Annotated in this window: 15 protein-coding genes and 1 pseudogene; 5 read left to right on the forward strand and 11 right to left on the reverse strand. The window is 69.6% G+C overall.

Annotation, left to right across the window (positions count from 1 at the left end; translation table 11 throughout):
* Window positions 1-13: 13 nt before the first annotated feature.
* From metG to ABD978_RS16955, 3 genes are all read right to left on the reverse strand, one after another.
* Window positions 14-1,804: a methionine--tRNA ligase gene (metG, locus tag ABD978_RS16945; protein WP_345354635.1), complete on the reverse strand. Its 1,791-nt coding sequence runs from the start codon at window positions 1,802-1,804 to the stop codon at window positions 14-16.
* Between the two features lie 114 nt (window positions 1,805-1,918).
* Complete coding sequence (locus tag ABD978_RS16950; protein WP_345354637.1) at window positions 1,919-2,197, reverse strand: hypothetical protein; 279 nt, start codon at window positions 2,195-2,197, stop codon at window positions 1,919-1,921.
* A 109-nt stretch (window positions 2,198-2,306) separates the two neighbouring features.
* Window positions 2,307-3,671 carry a glycosyltransferase family 2 protein gene (locus tag ABD978_RS16955; RefSeq protein ID WP_345354639.1) on the reverse strand — a complete coding sequence of 455 codons (1,365 nt, stop codon included), beginning with the start codon at window positions 3,669-3,671 and terminating at the stop codon, window positions 2,307-2,309.
* Between the two features lie 304 nt (window positions 3,672-3,975).
* Here ABD978_RS16955 and ABD978_RS16960 point away from each other — a divergent pair, with 304 nt between their 5' ends.
* Window positions 3,976-5,472 (forward strand): hypothetical protein, encoded by a 1,497-nt coding sequence (locus ABD978_RS16960; RefSeq protein ID WP_345354641.1) that lies wholly within the window; start codon window positions 3,976-3,978, stop codon window positions 5,470-5,472.
* 47 nt (window positions 5,473-5,519) lie between these two features.
* Here ABD978_RS16960 and ABD978_RS16965 read toward each other — a convergent pair whose 3' ends face one another.
* Complete coding sequence (locus tag ABD978_RS16965) at window positions 5,520-5,819, reverse strand: hypothetical protein (RefSeq protein ID WP_345354643.1); 300 nt, start codon at window positions 5,817-5,819, stop codon at window positions 5,520-5,522.
* Window positions 5,820-5,935: 116 nt separating this feature from the next.
* Complete coding sequence (gene rsmI, locus ABD978_RS16970; protein ID WP_345354645.1) at window positions 5,936-6,784, reverse strand: 16S rRNA (cytidine(1402)-2'-O)-methyltransferase; 849 nt, start codon at window positions 6,782-6,784, stop codon at window positions 5,936-5,938.
* Window positions 6,785-6,978: 194 nt separating this feature from the next.
* Between rsmI and ABD978_RS16975 the strand changes: the two genes are divergently transcribed.
* Window positions 6,979-8,538, forward strand: coding sequence for a dolichyl-phosphate-mannose--protein mannosyltransferase (locus tag ABD978_RS16975; RefSeq protein WP_345354647.1), 1,560 nt, complete (start codon window positions 6,979-6,981; stop codon window positions 8,536-8,538).
* Window positions 8,529-9,506 (forward strand): magnesium transporter CorA family protein, encoded by a 978-nt coding sequence (locus ABD978_RS16980; RefSeq protein ID WP_345354649.1) that lies wholly within the window; start codon window positions 8,529-8,531, stop codon window positions 9,504-9,506. The genes ABD978_RS16975 and ABD978_RS16980 overlap by 10 nt, the downstream gene beginning before the upstream one ends.
* 6 nt (window positions 9,507-9,512) lie before the next feature.
* Here ABD978_RS16980 and ABD978_RS16985 read toward each other — a convergent pair.
* Both ABD978_RS16985 and ABD978_RS16990 read right to left on the reverse strand, forming a co-directional pair.
* Window positions 9,513-9,776, reverse strand: a pseudogene (locus ABD978_RS16985) (Uma2 family endonuclease); the annotation flags it as partial.
* A 94-nt stretch (window positions 9,777-9,870) separates the two neighbouring features.
* Entirely contained in the window at window positions 9,871-10,806 is a 936-nt protein-coding gene (locus tag ABD978_RS16990) for a threonine/serine dehydratase (protein ID WP_345354651.1), read from the reverse strand.
* Between the two features lie 231 nt (window positions 10,807-11,037).
* On the opposite strand from ABD978_RS16990, the gene ABD978_RS16995 reads away from it, so the two are divergent.
* A complete protein-coding gene (locus ABD978_RS16995; RefSeq protein ID WP_486303913.1) occupies window positions 11,038-11,688 on the forward strand; it encodes a luciferase domain-containing protein in 651 nt (216 codons plus the stop codon).
* Here the strand turns inward: ABD978_RS16995 and ABD978_RS17000 are convergent.
* Window positions 11,679-12,773 carry a glycosyltransferase gene (locus tag ABD978_RS17000; protein ID WP_345354655.1) on the reverse strand — a complete coding sequence of 365 codons (1,095 nt, stop codon included), beginning with the start codon at window positions 12,771-12,773 and terminating at the stop codon, window positions 11,679-11,681. The genes ABD978_RS16995 and ABD978_RS17000 overlap by 10 nt on opposite strands.
* Entirely contained in the window at window positions 12,770-15,580 is a 2,811-nt protein-coding gene (locus tag ABD978_RS17005) for a bifunctional glycosyltransferase/CDP-glycerol:glycerophosphate glycerophosphotransferase (protein ID WP_345354657.1), read from the reverse strand. Before ABD978_RS17005 ends, ABD978_RS17000 begins: the two co-directional genes overlap by 4 nt.
* Before the next feature lie 88 nt (window positions 15,581-15,668).
* On the opposite strand from ABD978_RS17005, the gene ABD978_RS17010 reads away from it, so the two are divergent.
* Window positions 15,669-16,358, forward strand: coding sequence for a response regulator transcription factor (locus tag ABD978_RS17010; protein ID WP_345354659.1), 690 nt, complete (start codon window positions 15,669-15,671; stop codon window positions 16,356-16,358).
* A 124-nt stretch (window positions 16,359-16,482) separates the two neighbouring features.
* Here ABD978_RS17010 and ABD978_RS17015 read toward each other — a convergent pair whose 3' ends face one another.
* Entirely contained in the window at window positions 16,483-17,754 is a 1,272-nt protein-coding gene (locus ABD978_RS17015) for a sensor histidine kinase (protein ID WP_345354661.1), read from the reverse strand.
* 70 nt (window positions 17,755-17,824) lie between these two features.
* Window positions 17,825-19,300: an LCP family protein gene (locus ABD978_RS17020; protein ID WP_345354663.1), complete on the reverse strand. Its 1,476-nt coding sequence runs from the start codon at window positions 19,298-19,300 to the stop codon at window positions 17,825-17,827.
* Between the last annotated feature and the right edge of the window lie 124 nt (window positions 19,301-19,424).

The following is a 19,424-nucleotide window of genomic DNA, read 5'->3' on the forward strand; positions in this document are numbered from 1 at the left end:
TACGAGCGCGGTGTCAGGACTGCTCCAGCCGGGCCAGCTCCTCGTCCACGACCGAGGAGTCGAGCTTGGCGAACAGCGGCGTGGGCGGGGCCAGCGGCGTGCCGGCCGCGATGGGCCGCGACTCCCAGCGCGCCTCGGTGTCGTACGACCCGGTCAGGACCGGGTAGTCGGGGCCGCCCTCCTCGGCGACCTCGCGGATCTCCGGGGCGCCGCTCCACTCGCCCTGGCCGCCGAGCATCCGGTGGACCTTCTCCGACGAGCCCGGCAGGAACGGGGTGAGCAGCGACTTGGCGTCGTCGACGAGCTGCAGCGCGACGTGCAGGATCGTCTTCATCCGCTCCGGGTCGTCGTTCTTCAGCTTCCAGGGCGCCTGCTCGGAGAGGTACTTGTTCGCCTCCGCGACGGTGCGCATCGCCTCGTTCGCGGCGTTCTTGAACCGCGAGCGCGCCAGCTCGGCGCCGACCGCGTCGAACGCCTTGCGCGACCGCTGCAGGATGTCCCGGTCGAGGTCGGTCAGCTCACCGGCCGCCGGGATCTCCCCGATGTTCTTGGCCGCGAAGGAGATCGAGCGGTTCACCAGGTTGCCCCAGGTGGCGACGAGCTCGTCGTTGTTGCGGCGGACGAACTCCGACCACGTGAAGTCGGTGTCCTGGTTCTCCGGGCCGGCGACGGCGATGTAGTAGCGCAGCGCGTCGACGTCGTACCGCTCGAGGAAGTCACGGACGTAGATGACGACCTGGCGCGAGGAGGAGAACTTCTTGCCCTCCATGGTCAGGAACTCCGAGGAGACCACCTCGGTGGGCAGGCTGAGCTTCCCGAGGGAGCCGGCCGTGCCGCCCTTGTCGCCTTCGCCGTTGTAGCCGAGCAGCATGGCCGGCCAGATCTCGGCGTGGAAGACGATGTTGTCCTTGCCCATGAAGTAGTACGTCTCGGCGTCGGGGTTCTGCCACCAGGCCCGCCAGGCGTCGGGGTCACCGCTGCGCCTGGCCCACTCGACCGAGGCCGACAGGTAGCCGACGACCGCGTCGAACCAGACGTACAGCCGCTTGTCCGGCCGGTCGATCCAGCCGGGCAGCGGCACGGGCACGCCCCAGTCGAGGTCGCGGCTGATCGGCCGGGGCTGCATGTCGTCGAGGAGGTTGCGGGTGAACTTGTAGACGTTCGGCCGCCAGAGCCCCTCCTTGCCCTGCAGCCACGAGCCGAGGGTCTCGGAGAACGCGGGCAGGTCGAGGAAGAAGTGCTCGGTCTCGACGAACTTCGGCGTCTCGCCGTTGATGCGGCTCCGCGGGTTGATCAGGTCGATCGGGTCGAGCTGGTTGCCGCAGTTGTCGCACTGGTCGCCGCGAGCCCCGTCGTACCCGCAGATCGGGCAGGTGCCCTCGATGTAGCGGTCGGGCAGGGTGCGCCCCGTGGACGGGGAGATCGCGCCCATCGTCTTCTTCTCGAAGACGTAGCCGTTGTCGTACAGACCCTTGAAGATCTCCTGGGCGACGGCGTAGTGGTTGCGCGTCGTCGTCCGGGTGAACAGGTCGTACGACATGCCGAGGCCGTGCAGGTCCTGGGCGATCACCCGGTTGTAGCGGTCGGCCAGCTCGCGGGCCGACACGCCCTCCTTGTCGGCCTGCACCTGGATGGGGGTGCCGTGCTCGTCGGTGCCGCTCACCATCAGGACCTTGTTGCCCGCCATCCGCTGGTAGCGGCTGAACATGTCGGCGGGCAGCGCGAAGCCGGAGACGTGCCCGATGTGGCGGGGCCCGTTGGCGTACGGCCAGGCGGGCGCGGTCAGGATGTGGCGGCTGGACATGTGCTAAGCCTACGGGTCGCCCGCCGATGACTCATTCCAATGTCGCCTTTCCGGCATGCGGGTCGCGGAGGTGCGGCGCCGGCCCCCGCCCGGCGCCGCACGCCCGCTCGCGCGTCAGCCGCGGGCCGGCACGCCGAGGCCGTCGGTCCAGCCGGACGCCGTCAGCAGAGTGGTCGCCGACGGTTCGGCGTCGACCTTGCCACCGACGATGTCGTACGTCTCCGTGGCGAGGATCTTCGCGGACTGCCGATCGATGATGACGCGGATCTCGACCGGGTGCGGTTCGCGGTCCGGGCCCCGATTCTCCTGCCGCCTGGCCAGGGCGACGCCGGCCCGCCCGAGCCGGTCGTGGACGGTGCCGCCCACCCGGATGCCCGGCTGGGCGGCGAGCAACCGGTACGCGGCGGCGCGGGTCGCCGGCGGATTACACGTCGGTGCTCGACGCCGCCGGAGCCCATGAAAAAAGGCCCCGGCGGTCGCCGGGGCCTTGTGGAGGATCGGGTCAGACGGTCTTGTCGGCGCCCTCGGCGCTCGCACCGGCCTCGGCCGGCACGGCCTCCGCGGACGTCACCTCGGCGGTGGTGTCCTCGGCGTCGTCGGCCGCCTCCGCGTCGGTGCGCGCGCTCGTGGCGGCCTCCTCGGCCTCGCTCTCGCTGCGCACCTTGTCCGCCGCGGCGTCGACCACGCCGGCGGCCTCGTCCACCGCGTCGGTCACCGGCGGGTGCGAGCGGCGGCGGATCGCGAGGATGCTCACGAACAGCGACGCGAAGATCATCTGGAAGCTCATGATCAGCGCGGTGGCGGACGGCACGACGAGGCGCAGCGAGTGGCGGGGCTCGAGCTGGCCGAAGCTGTGCACCTGCCAGTGGGACAGCGAGGCGACCAGCCCGACGAGACCGGCGAGCGCGAGCAGGCCACCGACGACGAGGCCGCGCTCCAGGCTCCAGTTGTCGATGATGCGCTGCACCCGTTTGTCATGGGGGAGGAATCCCTCCTCCATGGCGTAGACCTTGGTCAGCAACGCGAAGAGCACGGCCTGGAAGCCGATCACCAGCGCCGCCGAGGCCCCGACGAGGGTGTCGACGTCGAACGCGACGTCGCCGACGCGGATCGGGCCGGCGGCCAGGGCGATCCCCGCGATGAGCCCGATCGCCATCATGAGCAGGCCGGGGATCAGGAACAGCCAACGCGGGCTGTACAGGCACAGGAAGCGCAGGTGGCGCCAGCCGTCGCGCCACGTGCTCAGGTGCGGCGGGCGCGACCGGCCGTCGGGCGACAGGGTCGTGGGGACCTCGCGGATGTCGTAGCCCGCGAGGGTGGAGCGGACCACCATCTCGCTGGCGAACTCCATGCCGCCGGTCTGCAGCTCCAGCCGCAGGATGGAGTCCCGCCGGAAGGCCCGCAGCCCGCAGTGGAAGTCACCGATCTTGCTGCCGAAGAACAGCCGGCCGACGAAGCTCAGCACCGGGTTGCCGAGGTACTTGTGCAGCGGCGGCATGGCGCCGGGCGCGATGCCGCCCTTGAACCGGTTGCCCATGACGAGGTCGGCGCCGTCCCGCAGCTGCTCCAGGAACGGCAGCAGGGCGGTGAAGTCGTAGGAGTCGTCGGCGTCGCCCATGACGACGTACGTGCCGCGGGCGGCGCGGATGCCGCCCATGAGGGCGTTGCCGTATCCCTTGGCGGCCACGGGGACGACTCGGGCCCCGGCGTCGCGGGCGAGTTGCCGGCTGCCGTCGGTGCTGCCGTTGTCGGCGATGATGACCTCGCCGTCGACACCGTGCTCGGCGAAGAAGCCGAGGGCCTTGCGAACACAGGTCTCGACGGTCTCAGCCTCATTCAAGCACGGCATCACCACGGAGAGTTCCACGTCGTGTCCTCCATCACCCCGCAGCACTGGCTTGGGGGCTTTTCGACTAACCTCGTCGTGTTCCGACAAGTGGCGCGTGTTATCCATGATGCCTGCCGACGAGCGACCGCGTGTTGCAAAGTCGCAACCTTTAACTCCACATGGAGCACAGGTGCAACGGCAGGCTGGGGATATCAGGATAGGGGCTGTGCGGTCCAGGAAGGTCGGTCCGGACTTGACGAACGCCGGAGAGCGGGGCGGGTCCACCGTGGTGACCAATACGCGTTCCGACGAGGAACCGCAGGTCACGACGGTTGACGAGAATGTGACGGAAAAGACGCCGGCCGTCAGTGGTTTCGGGCTGCGCGCGCTCATGGGGCGGCACAAGATCTTCACCGTGGTGCTGGCGGGCGGTGCGCTGCTCCGACTGATCGCCACCCTGGGCTACCGGCCCGCGGCCTGGTTCAACGACTCGTTCGACTACCTGCACGTCGCGATGGCGCCGTATCCGCACCCGATCCGGCCCGACGGGTACTCCTTCCTGCTGTGGATCTTGAAGCCCTTCCACAGCTTCATGCTGGTCGCGACGATCCAGCACCTGATGGGCCTGGCCTCCGCGGTGATGATCTACGCCGTGCTGCGCAAGAGGTTCCGGCTGCCGGGGTGGGGGGCGAGCCTGGCGACGGTGCCGGTGCTGTACGACGGCTACCAGATCCAGCTCGAGCACCTGATCCTGTCCGACACGACGTTCGGCTTCCTGCTCGTGTCGATCGTCACACTGCTGCTGTGGCACGGCCGTGACCTCACCTGGAAGACCGGCGCCCTCGCGGGGCTCCTGCTGGGCCTCGCCACGCTGACCCGTACCGTCGGCACGCCGGTCCTGGCCGCCGTGGTCGTCTACTTCCTCGTGCGGCGGATCAAGTGGCGCGTGATCGTCGCCACCGTTGCGGTGTGCGCGCTGCCCCTCGCCGCCTACGCCGGCTGGTTCTGGTCGTATTACGGCAAGCCGGGAATGACCATGAGCAGCGGCGTCTTCCTGTACGCGCGGGTGTCGGCGTTCGCGGACTGTAACAAGATCAAACCGCCCGTGACCGAGTACGCCCTGTGCAAGAACAACAAGACCTCGCACACGCCGCTGGTCTTCTCCCAGGACGCGATCTGGAACCGCAACTCCCCCTTCCATCGCATTCCGGCGCAGCGATTCACCGATTATCAGAACCAGCTCGCCAGCGACTTCGCCAAGCGGGCGATCATCGCCCAGCCTCTCGACTATCTGCGGGTCGTCGGAGACGACTTCCTGTTCACGTTCCGGTGGAAGCGCACGGTCTTCCCGGACCGCGCGACGTACGAGATGTACCAGTTCAGCAAGAAGTCCGCCGCGCTGCCGACCTGGCGGATGAGCAAGGACAAGACGGCCGCGGCCGAGGCCCACTCGTACGAGCAGGGCAACGCCCGGACGAAGATCGTCGACCCGTGGGCCACGATCATCCGGACCTACCAGCGGTTCGTGCACCTGCCCGGCACGCTGCTGGGCGGCATCCTCATCGTCGGCCTGGCCGGGCTGATCCCGCTCTGGCGGCGGTGGGGCGGGGCCGCGCTGCTGCCGTGGATCACCGCGACCGGGCTGCTGCTCGTGCCACCGGCGACGGCGGAGTTCGACTACCGGTACGTCCTGCCGACCGTGCCGCTGGCCTGCATCGCCGCGGCGATCACCTTCTCGGACGAGCCGCGGCGGAAGCTCGCCCGGATGTTCCGGCGTCGCGGCGGCGCGGCGGACGCGGAGAGCACCTCGTCGTCGTCCGGCGACGCCGTGCCGGCGTAGGGCGTGCCCCCGGGCCGCGTGCGGCCGGAGACACGCCCGATGGCCGATCAGTACGCGTGAAGCCTGCGGAGCTTGAAGATCATCTCGAGCTCGGCGTGACGGTGGGGCGGGACGGCCTGGCTCCGCGGCCGTCCCGGCGGGAGGATCTTGACGTCGTACGCCCCGCAGGACGGGCAGTAGAGCTCCGTCCACGGAGAGGTGCAGCGGTGGCCGTTGCGGCTGTAGTAGACGACCTCACCGCCGTGCCCGTCGGCGCAGTGGCCGACCTCGAAATCCTCGTGCCATTCGAGCAGGCAGACGAGGCATTCGTAGGTCCACGTCTCATTCGAGATCATGGATTCGTGCATCAGCGTCACCCCCGGGGGAATCGGCGTACACGCGTGGAATACGCACCGAACTCATCTTTCCCACCAAGAGGCGCCTAGCGCGGGGGCAGTCTCGCAAAAATAAGTTCAAATAAGGGTCAATGATCTGCTTTGTAGGCAATGACCGCGTCATAAACTTCTCTTTTCGGGATTCCGTGCTCTCGCGCCACATCCCCGATCGCCTGCTTTCGCGGCGTGCCCTCCCCCACCCGGCGTTCCACCTCCGCCGCGAGGTCCGCCACGTTCACCGGCCCGGTCTCCTCCGGCGCCCCGGCGACGACCAGCGTGATCTCCCCGCGAACGCCGCCCGCCGCCCACTCGGCCAGCTCGCTCAGCGGACCGCGGCGCACCTCCTCGTACGTCTTGGTCAGCTCGCGGCAGACGGCGGCCCGGCGGTCGCTCCCCAGTGCCGCCGCCATCGCCTCCAGCGTCACCGCGAGCCGGTGCGGCGCCTCGAAGAACACCATCGTGCGCGGCTCGTCGGCGAGGGCGCGCAGTCGCGCGGCGCGCTCCCCGCCCTTGCGCGGCAGGAACCCCTCGAAGCAGAACCGGTCACTGGGCAGCCCGGAGATGACGAGCGCCGTCGTCACCGCGGACGGACCGGGCAGCACGGTGACCGGCACCTCCGCCTCGACCGCCGCCGTGACCAGGCGGTACCCGGGGTCGGAGACGCCCGGGAGACCCGCGTCCGTGATCACCAGCACGTCCCGGCCCGCGCGCAGCTCGTCGAGGAGCTCGGCCGCCCTGGCCCGTTCGTTCGCGTCGTAGTACGAGACCACCCGCGCGGCCGGTGACACGCCCAGGTCGGCGGCCAGCCTCCGCAGCCGCCGGGTGTCCTCCGCCGCGATGATGTCCGCCTCGGCCAGCGCCGTGCGCAACCGCGCCGACGCGTCCTCCACTCGTCCGATCGGTGCGGCGGCCAGCGTCAGCGTCCCTGAGTTCTCCACACCTCCATCTTCGAGGGTGCCGGACGGCACTCGTGCCGCGCCGGACGGCGCTCGCTCCGCGAGCGCGGTTCGCGGCACCCAGCGCGCCGCTCACGGATGCTCTCCAGGTGTCGAATGCGTCGTCTCGGGACCCTTCTGACGGTGAAGTGCGCGAGCGCCTCGGCTTCCGCCCGTACGATGTCGGAGTGGTGGCGATGACAGGAATCGAACCCGAGACCCGACCCGAGCAGGGAAGAAGACCACCTTCGTTGCGTCAGTGGCTCAAACCGGACGTGCCCGGCAGCAGACTCATGGGGTGGGTCGGCCCCCTGCTGGTGACGCTGTTCGCCGGTGTGCTGCGTTTCTGGCACCTCGGCAGGCCCAGGGCCGTCATCTTCGACGAGACGTACTACGCCAAAGACGCGTACGCGCTGCTGAAGTTCGGCTACGAGCACAACACCGTCAAGGACGCCGACAAGCTCCTGCTCCAGCACCCGTCCGACCTCCACATCTGGGCGGACGGTGGAAGTTTCATCGCGCACCCTCCCGCCGGCAAGTGGCTGATCGCCGTCGGTGAGTCGATCTTCGGAATGACGCCGTTCGGCTGGCGTTTCTCCGCCGCCCTGATCGGCACCCTGTCGGTGCTGATCCTCGCGCGGGTCGCCCGGCGGATGACTCGGTCCAACCTGCTCGGCACGGCGGCCGGCCTGCTGCTCGCGGTGGACGGCATGCACCTGGTCACCAGTCGGACGGCCATCCTCGACGTCTTCGTGATGTTCTGGATCCTGGCCGGATTCGCCTTCATCGTCATCGACCGGGACGTCTCGCGCGCCAGACTCGCCCGCAAGATCGCCGAACGCGGTGACGACGACGGCCTCGGCCCGTTCGTCATGCACTGGTGGCTCATCCCGGCCGGCCTCTGCCTGGGCACGGCGACCGCGACCAAGTGGACCGGCATGTACTACATCGCGGCGTTCGGGCTCCTGACCCTCGTGTGGTCGATGGGCGCCCGCCGGGCCGCGGGAGTACGCCGCCCGTACGCCGGCGCGTTCGCCTTCGAGGCCGTGCCCGCCTTCGTCTCCCTCGTGATCCTCAGCTTGATCACCTACGTCGCCTGGTGGAGCGGCTGGATCTTCAACGCGGGCGGCTGGGGCCGCGGCCGTGTCGCCGCCAACCCGGTGACCGCGTTCCTCCAGGCGATGCCCCGGCTGTGGGACTACCACCAGCAGATGTGGCACTTCCACACCACGCTCACGGCCCACCACGACTACCAGTCCTGGCCGTGGAACTGGCTGATCCTCAAACGGCCGGTCGCCTTCTTCTACACCCAGCCCTCCGGCTGCGGGGCCGCCACCTGCTCGCGCGAGGTCCTCGACATCGGCACCCCGGCGATCTGGTGGGTCTCCATCATCACGATGCTCATCGTGGCCGCCTGGTGGCTGGTACAGCGCGACTGGCGGGCGGGCGCCACCCTCCTGGGATTCCTGGCCGGCTGGGTGCCGTGGTTCTACTACGGCCTGAACCACCGCACCATGTTCCTGTTCTACGCCACGCCGATGCTGCCGTTCATGGTGCTGTCCATCGTGCTGGCGCTCGGCCTGCTCGTCGGTCCGGCGACCGCGCCCCCGGCCCGCCGGGTGTTCGGCTCCGCGATCGCCGGCGCGTACGTCCTGGTCGCGCTGGCCAACTTCTACTACTTCTACCCGGTGCTGGCGGGACAGGTCATGACGTACGACTCCTGGCACGCCCGCATGTGGTTGCTCTCATGGATCTGAGCCCTCGAACGAGGGTCTGGCGCGACGGCCGGCTGGAGAAGGAGAACTTCCCCGCCGAGCAGATCAGCGACTACCTGGCCGAGTCCGACACCGTCGTCTGGCTCGACCTCTGCGCGCCCGACGCCGAAGGGCTCGACCTCATCAGCGAGGAGCTGGGGCTGTCGCCGCTCGCGGTCGAGGACGCCGTCAGCCACCATGAACGGCCCAAGCTCGACCGGTACGACGGGCACCTGTTCCTCAACGCCTACTCCGTCCACCTCTCCGCCGACGGCACCGAGCTCGACAAGCACGAGATCTCGGCGTTCATCACCGAACGGGCGCTGGTCACCGTGCGCACGGACGAGGGCTTCGACATCGACGAGCTGATCAAGCGCTGGGACGGCTCGCCGGACCTGGCGAAGTACGGCGTCGCCTTCCTCCTGCACGGCCTGCTCGACCTGGTCGTCGACGGCCACTTCGCGGCGGTCCAGGCGCTCGACGACAAGATCGACGGCCTGGAAGAGGAACTGTTCGCCGACCACATGCCTCGTGACACCCAGCAGCGGAGTTACCGGCTGCGCAAGAGCCTCGCGCTGCTGCGCCGGGTCGTGCTGCCGATGCGGGAGGTCGTCAACAGCCTGCTGCGCCGCGACCTCGACGTCATCCCGGCGCCCATGGCCCCGTACTTCCAGGACGTCTACGACCACGTGCTGCGCGCCACCGAGTGGACCGACAGCCTGCGTGACACGGTGACGAGCCTGCAGGAGACGCGCATCGCCCTACAGAGCAACCACCTGAACCTGGTGATGAAGAAGCTCACCGGCTGGGCCGCCGTCATCGCCGTGCCCACCGCCATCACCGGCTTCTACGGCGAGAACGTCCCGTACCCGGGCTTCGGCAAGCAGTGGGGCTTCGTGACGAGCATCGCCGTACTCGTCGTCACCGGAGTCGCCCTCTACACCGTCTTCCGCAAACGCGACTGGCTCTGAGCACCCTCAGAGCCGATCGACCTCTGTGAGGTCGATGTCGATGTCGAACGGGACGGTCAGCTTCAGCCGATCGTGGTGAATCCCCGTCAGCGCGTACGCCTTCGTCGCCACGTCCAGCTCGTAGACGCAGACCGTCACCCGCTCGTCGGTGTCCTCCACACGCCAGAAGTGCGGAATTCCCGCCTCCGCGTACAACTGCGGCTTCCGCTGTCGATCTCGCTCCGCCGAGGCCGGGCTGACCACCTCGGCGACGAGTACGACGTGCTCCGGGCAGCTGACGAACGTCCCTGTTCGGCGTTTCCGACATGCTTCCCCACCGGCTTTCGAATGACCACTCGACGAGCCACGCTACCGAGAATCACTCTCAGCTGCCGGGAGTTCCACGGTCTGTGAGGTCCGACGGGTCGGTGTTGGCGCCGCAGCAGATGAGGGCGAGGCGCTCGCCGGGGGCGGGGCGGTAGGCGCCGGTGAGGAGGGCGGCGTACGCGGCGGCGGTGCCGTGTTCCACCACGAGGTGGTAGCGCCGCCACAGCTCTCGTCGGGCGGTCACGACGTCCTCGTCGGACACCAGGAGGGACGTCACGCCGGTCCGGCGGGCGACGTCGAAGGCGATGTCGCCGACCCGGCGGGCGCCGAGGGAGTCGGCCGCCACCCCGGAGACCTCCACGTCGACCGGTTCGCCGGCCGCGAGGGCGGCGTGCAGGGACGGGCAGCCGTACGGCTCGACGGCGACGACGCGGGACCTGCCCTCCAGGGCCGCGGCGATGCCGGCCATCAGCCCGCCGCCGCCGACCGCGACCAGGACGGTGTCGACCCCGCCGGTCTGCTCCTCGAGTTCGAGGGCGAGGGTGCCCTGCCCCGCGCAGATCTCCGGCTGGTCGTACGCGTGGCAGAACAACGCGCCCGTGTCGGCCACGCGCTTGGTCGCGGCGTCGTACGCCTCGGCGTACTCACGGCCCACCTGGACGACGGAGGCGCCGAGCGCTCTCAACCCGGCCACCTTGACCGCGGGCGCGGTCTCCGGGACGTACACCTCCGCGGGGACGCCCAGTTCACGTGCCGCGTACGCGACGGCGAGCCCGGCGTTGCCGCCCGACGCGGCCACCACGCCCGCGTCCGGCAGCCCGCCCTGCTCGACGGCCGCGAGGATCCTGTTGAACGCCCCGCGGGCCTTGAACGATCCGGTGTGCTGCAGCTGCTCCAGCTTCAGCCACCGCTCCCCGTCGTCGAACACCGGAGTCGTGCGGACCCGTGACCCGATACGGGCACCGGCCGCCGCCACGTCGCTGTGAGAGATCACCCGTCCACCGTACGACCATCAGGGAAGATCCGTCGCCGGGCCTGCACCTCCGCCTCGTCGGTCGAGACGACCGGTGTGCGTCGTGGCGATGGCGGGAAGGGGAAGAGAACGGTAAATCGATTGATAACGATTGAGGCGCGAGCCCTTATGAGAAAGGCGGCGACACGGGATCCTGGGGCCGTGACAGGCCCTCCGAAGAGCCGGAGCACAGCCGAACGAGTAGCCGCACAATTGACGACCTGGCCGGGGCTGGCCACGGGTCGTCCGTCATGCGGCACCGGCCGCGGATTCGCGTTCCGCGGCACCCAGATTCTTCATCTGCACACCGGGGATGAGGCCGATCTACGGCTCACCCGGTCGTTCACCGACCGGTTGGACCAGGTGCTGGCCGAGTCCGGGCAGATCGTCGTCCGGCCGGGCGACGACTGGGTGACCGTGCGGCTGGACACCGACACCGCGGGGTCCCTGCTCATCAGCCTGATGAGCCTGGCCATCCAGGCCGTGGAGGACCGGACGACACCGGCCCGCCCGTGCACCTGGGAGCGAACCCGACGCGGCGAGCGGAGTGGGCGGTCGAGGGCCGAGACCACCCGCGACGCGAGTGCGGAGGATGAGCGCCCCGTGGGTGCGGAGCCGACCCGGCGCGGCGAGCGGCTCGCCGGCACCGAACGGGCCCGGCGCGACGAGGAGAGCGAGCGGCCGGACAGCGCCCGTTGGCGCGCCCCCGGCGCGACGGAGGCCGCCCGCGAAGAGGGTCACGAGAGCCGGCGTCCCGACGATCCCGACCAGGACCGTCGGGGCGAGGGGACCTTAGCGGCCGGGGTGTCGGCGCGTTCCCTGCCCCGGCCACTGCGGCGGGTGCGGCCGCTCCGTCAGCGGTAGACCAGCTCGAACATGCGCTCCCAGCGGTCGACGACCACCTGGGCGGAGAACCGCTGCACCGACCGACGGCCCGCCTCCCCCAGTTTGGTACGGAGCCCCGGGTCGTTCATGAGGCGTTCGATCGCCTCGGCGAACTCGATGACGTTTCCCGGCGTGACGAGGATGCCGTCGACCTCGTGGGTGATCAGCTCACGGATGCCGGGCGCGCTGTCGAAGGCGACGATGGGCAGGCCATATGCCATCGCCTCGAGGATGCCCATGGGGAAGCCCTCGCTGCGCGACGGCAGGGCGTAGATCGACGCGTTCGTGAGCGCGCCCTGGACGTCGTTGGTCATGCCGGCCAGGTCGACGGTGATGCCGAGTTCGCCGGCCTGGCGGCGCAAGGTCTCGTCCATCGGCCCGGCCCCGTAGACCCGCAGCTGCCAGGACGGGTTCTTGTCCGCGACCCGCGCCCACGACTCCAGCAGCATGTCGTGGCCCTTCTCGTACGAGAGCCGGCCGAGCGCCACGACGACGGGGACGGTCAGGTCCGGGAAGGCCGTGGGCGTGACGTGCAGGGGGTTCGGCATGACGTCGATGTTCGACATGCCCTTCCTCGCCCACGCGTCGGCGTCCTCGGTGGTGAGCACGAGCAGCCGGTCGGCCTGGGAGAAATAGCGCTGCACCCGCGGGAATCGCGAGGACTCCTGCGTGGCGGCGTACGACTCGTGGCTCATCCCGATCACCGGCATCCCCGCGGTGTCCGCGAGGCAGACCCACTCCATCGCCCACACCTGGGCGGCGATGACGATGCCGCCGGGGCGGGCCGTGCGGAACAGCGCGCTGAGCTTCTCGGCGCCCTTGCGCTGCACGGAGCGGCGGCGGAGCTCGCCGAGCCGGCTCTTCGACCGCGCCGGGGGATGGGTGTCGTGCAGCACGGTGACGGGGAAGTCGTCGGCGTAGTCGTACCTCTCCTTGGCGTGGGTCACCCCGACCAGGTGCACGTTGTGGCCGCGCTCGGCGAACAGGTGCGCGATGTGGTGGACCCAGCGCGTCAGGCCGCCGAGCTCGTCGACGCTGTTGCTGACGATGAAGACGTCTCTCACCTGAAGAACCTCTCAACGATCTGCTTCGCCGCGGTGCCCCGGTCGTACTCGCCGAAGTTCTCCGCGAAGCGCTTCCGCTGCTTGGCGTAGCGCGTGCCGACGCCGTCGAGGTCGGCGAGCGCCGCGAACAGCTCCTCCTCGTCGCGGACCACGGGACCCGGCGCCTCCTCGGCGAGGTCGAAGTACGAGCCGCGGGAGCGGACGTAGTCTTCTAGGTCGGGAGTGAGGAAGAACATCGGGCGATCGAGCAGCGCGTAGTCGAACATCACCGACGAATAGTCGGTGATGAGCGCGTCGGTGATCTGGAGCAGCGAGGTGACGTCGTGGACGTCGGCCACGCTGCGGACGGTGCCGCGCAGGCTGGGCGGCAGGACGACCGTGCTGAGGTAGTGCGGACGGACCAGCAGCACGTGCGTCTCGCCGAGTTCCTTCGCGAAGCGCTCGACGTCGAAGGGCAGTTCGAAGCGCTTCTCCGGCTTGCCGTTCGGGCCGTTGCGGAAGGTCGGCGCGTACAGCACGACCTTGCGGTCGTCGGTGAGCTTGAGCTTCTTGCGCAGCGCCTCGCCCGATCCGCCGTTCACGAGGGCGTCGTTGCGCGGGTAGCCGCTGCGGATCAGCTCGGCCCGTACGCCCAGGCCCTTCACGAGGGTCTGCGCGTCGTGCTCGGAGCGGATGACGAAGTAGTCGAACCGGTCGACCATCTGCTGGTGGCGGGCCCGGTGCCCCTGGGTGGCGCGCTTGGTCTCCGGGGAGTCGGCACCCATGAGCTTGTACGCCGATCCGTGCCACGTCTGGATGTACGTGGTCTGCGGCCGTTTGGTGATGACGCGCGGGAAGCCCTGGTTGTCGACCCAGTACTGGGCCCGTGCCAGCGCCCGGTAGTACGCCCACGAGTTGCGGCGGACGAGCTTGGCGTCCTTGGGGAAGCCGCTCGGGCTGCCGGCGTACGACCAGATCGCCGTGAACTTGGCGCCGGACCGGCGCAGCTCCTCGTAGATGTACTTCGGGTTGTCGGAGTACTGCTTGCCGAGGTGGCTCTCGAAGACGATGGTCCGGCGCCGGATCGGCAGCCGGGTGAACACCTTCGAGTAGAGGTTGGCCTTCGTCTTGGAACTCTGGAAGGAGTCCCGCATGCTCTTCTCCGCCCGGAGGAGCGCCTGCATCCAGCGCCGGCCGTAGGGCGTCTTGGCGAGCGCGCCGATGACGGCGATGGTCCACCGCGCGGCCCAGCGCCGGGCCACGATCCGGAGGGCGAGTTCCCCGGATTCCGGGACGTACGCCTGCAGGTGATCGCCGGCCAGCCGGGTGAGCCGGGGGCGGACCGGCACCTCCAGGTGGTTGTGCACGGCCTCGTCCGCGGTCAGCCGGATGACGAGCTGGTCGTCGCCGACGTGCAGCCGCAGCCGCAGGCTCCAGGTCTGGTCGACGAACCCGAGCGGCCGCAGGTGCCGGATCGGCTCGGTGGCGGCGCGCCACCGGATGCGGCCACCGGTGTGCTCGACCTTGGCCGGGATGCCGAAGACCCGCCGGGACCGACGCCGGTCGCGGAACTCCAGCTCCGCGCGGAGCTTGGTGCCCGCGTCGATGCGGCCCAGCGGGTTGACGACCTCGCCCGCGACGTCGAGCTCGCCCCCCTTCAGGGTCATCTCGGTGACCCGTCCGGCGAGCGTCAGGCTCTTCAGCGGCATCGAGTGGAAGCCGAGGTCGGTGACGTCGAGGATGGAGCGGGCCCACTCGTCGTCGAGGTAGTCGGAGGACCAGTAGACCCGGCCGTCGCGCTCGACCAGCTCCGTCGCGAGCCGCGCCTTGCCGCCCTTCTTCGGCACGTACTCGATCGCCGCGACCGCGCCCTCGTAGTCGCCGTTGGCGACCATGAAGCCGATGATCGCCTTGATCTGCTGCGCCTCCTCGAAGGCGCGCGGGTCCAGCTCGTTCAGGTAGCCGCCGGCGAGTTCGAGGAACTTGGCGCGGTACTCCGGGTCGCGGCTGCGCAGCGTCCGTACGTAGAGCGGCAGGTCGTAGTTGAGGAACTTGACGTCCCGGCTCAGCTTAAGGTCGGCGGCGCCGTACCGGTCGTACACCTCACCGATGCGACGGAAGATCTCCAGCCGGTCGGCGAAGTTGCGCAGGCGGGCGCGCTGGTTCGTGACGGACGGGCGGTCGGAGTTCTCGTAGACCATCCAGTTGTAGACCCGGTGCGGGATCACCGCGATCATCCGTGCCGCGAGGTAGATCTCGGTGCAGAACAGCAGGTCCTCGTAGAACAGGCCGGAGGGGAAACGAAGCTGCTCGCGGTCGAGGAAGTCCCGGCGGTAGAGCTTGTTGGTGCAGAGCGTGTCGTACATCAGGTCCGGGCACTCGCGGACCGAGGAGTACACCGCCCGTTCGCGGTACAGCCGCCGGAACCAAGGGTGCTCCTCCTTCCTCTCGGGGAAGACCCGCCAGCAGCAGCCGGACACGAGCTCGGCCCCGGTCTCCTCCGCCGTCGCGACGAGGTTCCGGCAGGCGTGCCGGTCCAGGGTGTCGTCGCTGTCGAGGAACATGAGGTACGTGCTGCGCGCCGCCTCGATGCCGTCGTTGCGCGGCTGTCCCCCGGCGCCGGAGTTCTCCGTACGGTGGATCGCCCGCACGCGACCGGGATTCTCCGCGGCGAGCGCATCGGCCACCTCGCGGGTGCCGTCGGTGCTCGCGTCATTGACGATGATCACTTCGACGCTGCGGTGGGACTGGTCGAGCGCGGAGCGGACCGCGTCTGGCAGGCGATCGGCGTCGTTGTAGACGATCACGATCACGCTGACGTCTGTCATGCTGCAGAACCCCTCGACTTACCTGCGAAACGGACACTTCCCTGCATCACCCGACGACCGCCTTGGGAGGGTCCTTAGGATCTGATGTGTGACGCGGGAACGCATCCTGGTGGTGGAGGACGATGCCATCATCGGATCCGAATTGTTGAAGGCACTGTCCGCCAGTGGATACGAAGCGGGTCTGGCGACGACCGGAGCGGCGGCGTTGACAGACGTACGCGCGCATCCACCGGATCTTATCTTGCTGGATCTTGGCCTGCCGGACATGGAGGGAGTCGAGCTGTGCCGGCGGCTCCGCGCGGAGCTCCCCCTGACCGTCGTCGTCGTGCTGACCGCGCGGACCGAGGAGTTCGAGGTGGTCGTCGCGCTGGACGCGGGCGCCGACGACTACCTGACCAAGCCCTTCCGGCTGACCGAGCTGGTCGCGCGGATCCGCGCCCACCTGCGCCGTCGCGCGGCCGAGCCGGGCGACCGGGTGATCGGCGTCGGCCGGCTCCGGCTGGACCTGCCCGCGCGGCGGGTGCACGTCGACGGCACCGAGGTGGTGCTGCGGCCGAAGGAGTTCGACCTGCTGGCCGCGCTGGTGACGCGCGCCGGGGAGGTCGTGACCCGGGAGCAGCTGATGGACGAGGTCTGGGACGAGAACTGGTTCGGCCCGACGAAGACGCTCGACGTGCACGTCTCGACGCTGCGCCGCAAGCTGGGACCGTACGGGCAGATCACCACGCTGCGCGGGCGCGGCTACCGGTACGAGCGCGAGGCGGTCGCCGAGCACTGAGTCCCTCGGCGCCGCGCCGGTCGTCACGAACACGAGGCGGTCACGGAGACGTGACTCGATCGGCGCGGCGTCGATCGGTACGAGCGCGGCGCGGTGGCGGAGGTGTGAGTGTGTCTGCATGGCGTCAATCGGCGCCACGGTAGTCGCTCGTAGGCAAAAGCAAGCTGAAAACCGGAGGGGCGGGCCGCCGCAGGACCAGGCGGCCCCCTTCGGCCTCGGCGAGCGAGCGTGCGAGGGCGAGCCCGATCCCGTGCCCGTCGGCGGGGCCGCGGAAGACGTCGGCCCCGTCGGGGATGCCGGGGCCCTCGTCGCCCACCTCGATGGCCAGGCCCTGGCCGACGTCGACCGCGGACACGGTGATGGGCGCCTTGCCGTGGGTCACCGCGTTGTCGACCAGGACGTTGACGATCTGACGTACGGCCGACAGCGAGGCGCGCACCTCGGGCAGGCCCGGCTCGATCTTCACGGTGACGTCCGTGCGGGCGCGGAGCTCCGCGAGCAGCACGGGGACGTTCAGCACTCCGCGGTCGGCCGGGCTGCCGCGCGACAGGCGTACGAGATCGTCGATGATCTCCTGGAGATGCTCGCCGCGTTCGATCGCGGTGCGGATGACCGCCCGCGGGTCCTCTCCCGTCAGCCCCGACTCGAGGCCCAAGAGCAGTCCGGTCAGCGGCGTGCGCAGTTGGTGGGACACGTGGGCGCTGAACGCGCGCTCGCGTTCGAGCAGCTCGCCGAGGCGCCGGGCGGTCGCCTCGAGGGCGCGGCTCGCGGCGTCCGCCTCACGGACGCCGACGGAGCGCGCCCGGATGCTGAAATCGCCGCTGCCGAGCGCCTGGGCGTCGCGCGTCAGGCCTTCGAGCGGCGCGGCCAGCCGGCCCGCCTGGCGCCGCGCCACCATGGTGGCGAGCCCGACGACGAGGATGGCGAGCGCGACCATGAGCAGCCAGGCGCGTTCGACCCGTCCGCTGATGTGCTTGTACGGGGTCGCGACCCGGACGACCGCGACGATGTTCTCGTCGGAGGGAACCGGCGCGGACACGGCCAGCAGGCCGTTCTCGACCGCCTCGTGGACCCGCCCGTCTCCAGCGGCCCCGGCGACCGGTGAGTTGCTCGGGCCGCGCCCGGTGACCCGGTCGCCGTCGAGGTCGTAGATGCCCACGCTGAGGTGCCGGGACATGCCGGTGGGCAGCGTCACCGGCTTCGGACGCCGCGCGATCGTGTCGGGCACCGCCGCCGAGATCCGGGTCGCGTCGCGTTCGAGTGACTTGATCGCCTCGTCCCGATACAACCGCTGGAGCGCGATGGCCAGCGGGATCGCGAACAGCACGACCGCGAGGGCGGCCACGCCGACGATCGCCACGAGCACGCGCCGGCGCAGCGGGGGGATACGGGTCATCAGCACATTCTGCATCGTGAACCGCGATGGCCCGGCCGGTCCGTACGTCGCCCGGTGCGCCGGAGCCGATTCAGCCGCAGACGTTCTTGAGGGAGACCGAGCCGTTCGAGGCCGCCGTCGGCGAGGTCTTCCTCTTCGTCCTGCGCTTCTTGACGGTGGCGGTCGGGCTGGGCGTGGGCTTCGGGTGCGTGCTGGCGGTGATGGCCTTGGTGGTCAGCCGGCGCATGAGCGGCACGTTCGGGTCGTCGGTACCGAAGCCCTGGATCTTGTACGGGCTGAAGGCGAGGCTCGTGATGTCGGACCCGCTCTTGACGGTGCCGGACAGCTTGACCAGGGGCGGCAGCAGCGCCGCGGGCAGGTTCGTGAAGATGGTCTTCGTCGCGGCCTTGGCGAGCTTCTCGAAGTGGGTGACGACCTTCTGCGGATCGGCCTGGTCGGCGATGTCCTTCATCAGGCACTTCTGCCGGTCCATCCGGTGGAAGTCGTCGTCGGCGTCGCGCGACCGGCCGTACCAGAGGGCCTTCTCGCCGTCCAGGTGCTGGGTGCCGGCCTTGAGCCAGCCGGTGGGCTGCTTGGTGTAGCGGCCGTTCACGATCTCGCCGCCGATCGGCAGTGCCTTCTCGACGTGGACCGTCACGCCGCCCATGGCGTTCACGATGTCCTTGAACCCGCCCAGGTTGACCAGGACGTAGTAGTTGATCTTCAGGCCGATGAGGTTGCCGATCACCTCCTCGAGCAGGTGCGGGCCTCGCTGTCCCGCTTTGAACCCGGGGACCAGGCTGGGGTTCTTCTCACCGCTCAGGTAGACCGAGTTGAGCATTCCGTCGTACCCGAGCTGCGCGTTCACGTTCCGATAGCCGTTCGGCCAGATGGAGCGCAGCCGGGCCGGCACCTGGAAGAACCGGAGGTTCCGCGGCAGGCTGATCAGCACCGTGTTGCCGGTGTGGGTGTCGATGCTGGCGACCGTCATGCTGTCGGTACGGATGCCGCTGCGGTCCTTACCGCCGTCACCGCCGAGCAGCAGGACGTTGAGCCGGGGGATGTTCTTCCACGGGTCGGACGCGTTGATCTTCGGGCCGGAGGTGTCGTCCCCGGGGAAGATCTTCGACAGGGTGTCCCGCAGCACATAGGTGGTGTTCGCCGCGTACACGAACGGCGTGCAGATGATCAACGACAGCACCGCGACCAGCGTCATGGACGCCGCCCGCATCGCCGTCGGCAACCCGACCGGCCGCACCACCTGATACGACCGGATCACCACCGACACCCACACCAGCGCCAGGACAAGCAAGGCCGCGGTGATCACGTTCAACCACGTGCCCTGCACGGCGATCTGCTTCAGCTTCTCCTGGAACGCCAGCCCCAGCGTCGCCGCACCGCCCACCAGTAGGACGAGCAGGCCCATGAGAGCGAACCCGGCGGCACGGCGGCCGGCCGCCACGTGAGCCACTCCCCACACGACCGCGGAGGCGAGGGTCAGCCCCAACGCCCGCCACAGACCGGCGACCGGTACGGGCCGGTGCCCTCTCGCCTGACCCCGTGCCATAAGTCCCCTGACCCTCCGATCACGGACGCCGCTCCGCGAGCGTCCGTCCGGGTCCCGCACACGAGGCGGCGAGACTCGGTGTCGAATGCAGCTTCGGTCACACGCCGGCCCAGGACCGGTGGCG

Origin of the sequence: Actinoallomurus liliacearum, assembly GCF_039542035.1 — a bacterium.
GTDB lineage: Bacteria > Actinomycetota > Actinomycetes > Streptosporangiales > Streptosporangiaceae > Actinoallomurus > Actinoallomurus liliacearum.

Bases quoted from the DNA above. Each gene is read 5' to 3' on its own strand.
- metG (WP_345354635.1), bottom strand. From the start codon at position 1,804: ATGTCCAGCCGCCACATCCTGACCGCGCCCGCCTGGCCGTACGCCAAC.
- ABD978_RS16965 (WP_345354643.1), bottom strand. From the start codon at position 5,819: ATGCACGAATCCATGATCTCGAATGAGACGTGGACCTACGAATGCCTC.
- ABD978_RS16975 (WP_345354647.1), top strand. From the start codon at position 6,979: ATGACAGGAATCGAACCCGAGACCCGACCCGAGCAGGGAAGAAGACCA.
- ABD978_RS16980 (WP_345354649.1), top strand. From the start codon at position 8,529: ATGGATCTGAGCCCTCGAACGAGGGTCTGGCGCGACGGCCGGCTGGAG.
- ABD978_RS17005 (WP_345354657.1), bottom strand. From the start codon at position 15,580: ATGACAGACGTCAGCGTGATCGTGATCGTCTACAACGACGCCGATCGC.
- ABD978_RS17015 (WP_345354661.1), bottom strand. From the start codon at position 17,754: ATGACCCGTATCCCCCCGCTGCGCCGGCGCGTGCTCGTGGCGATCGTC.
- ABD978_RS17020 (WP_345354663.1), bottom strand. From the start codon at position 19,300: ATGGCACGGGGTCAGGCGAGAGGGCACCGGCCCGTACCGGTCGCCGGT.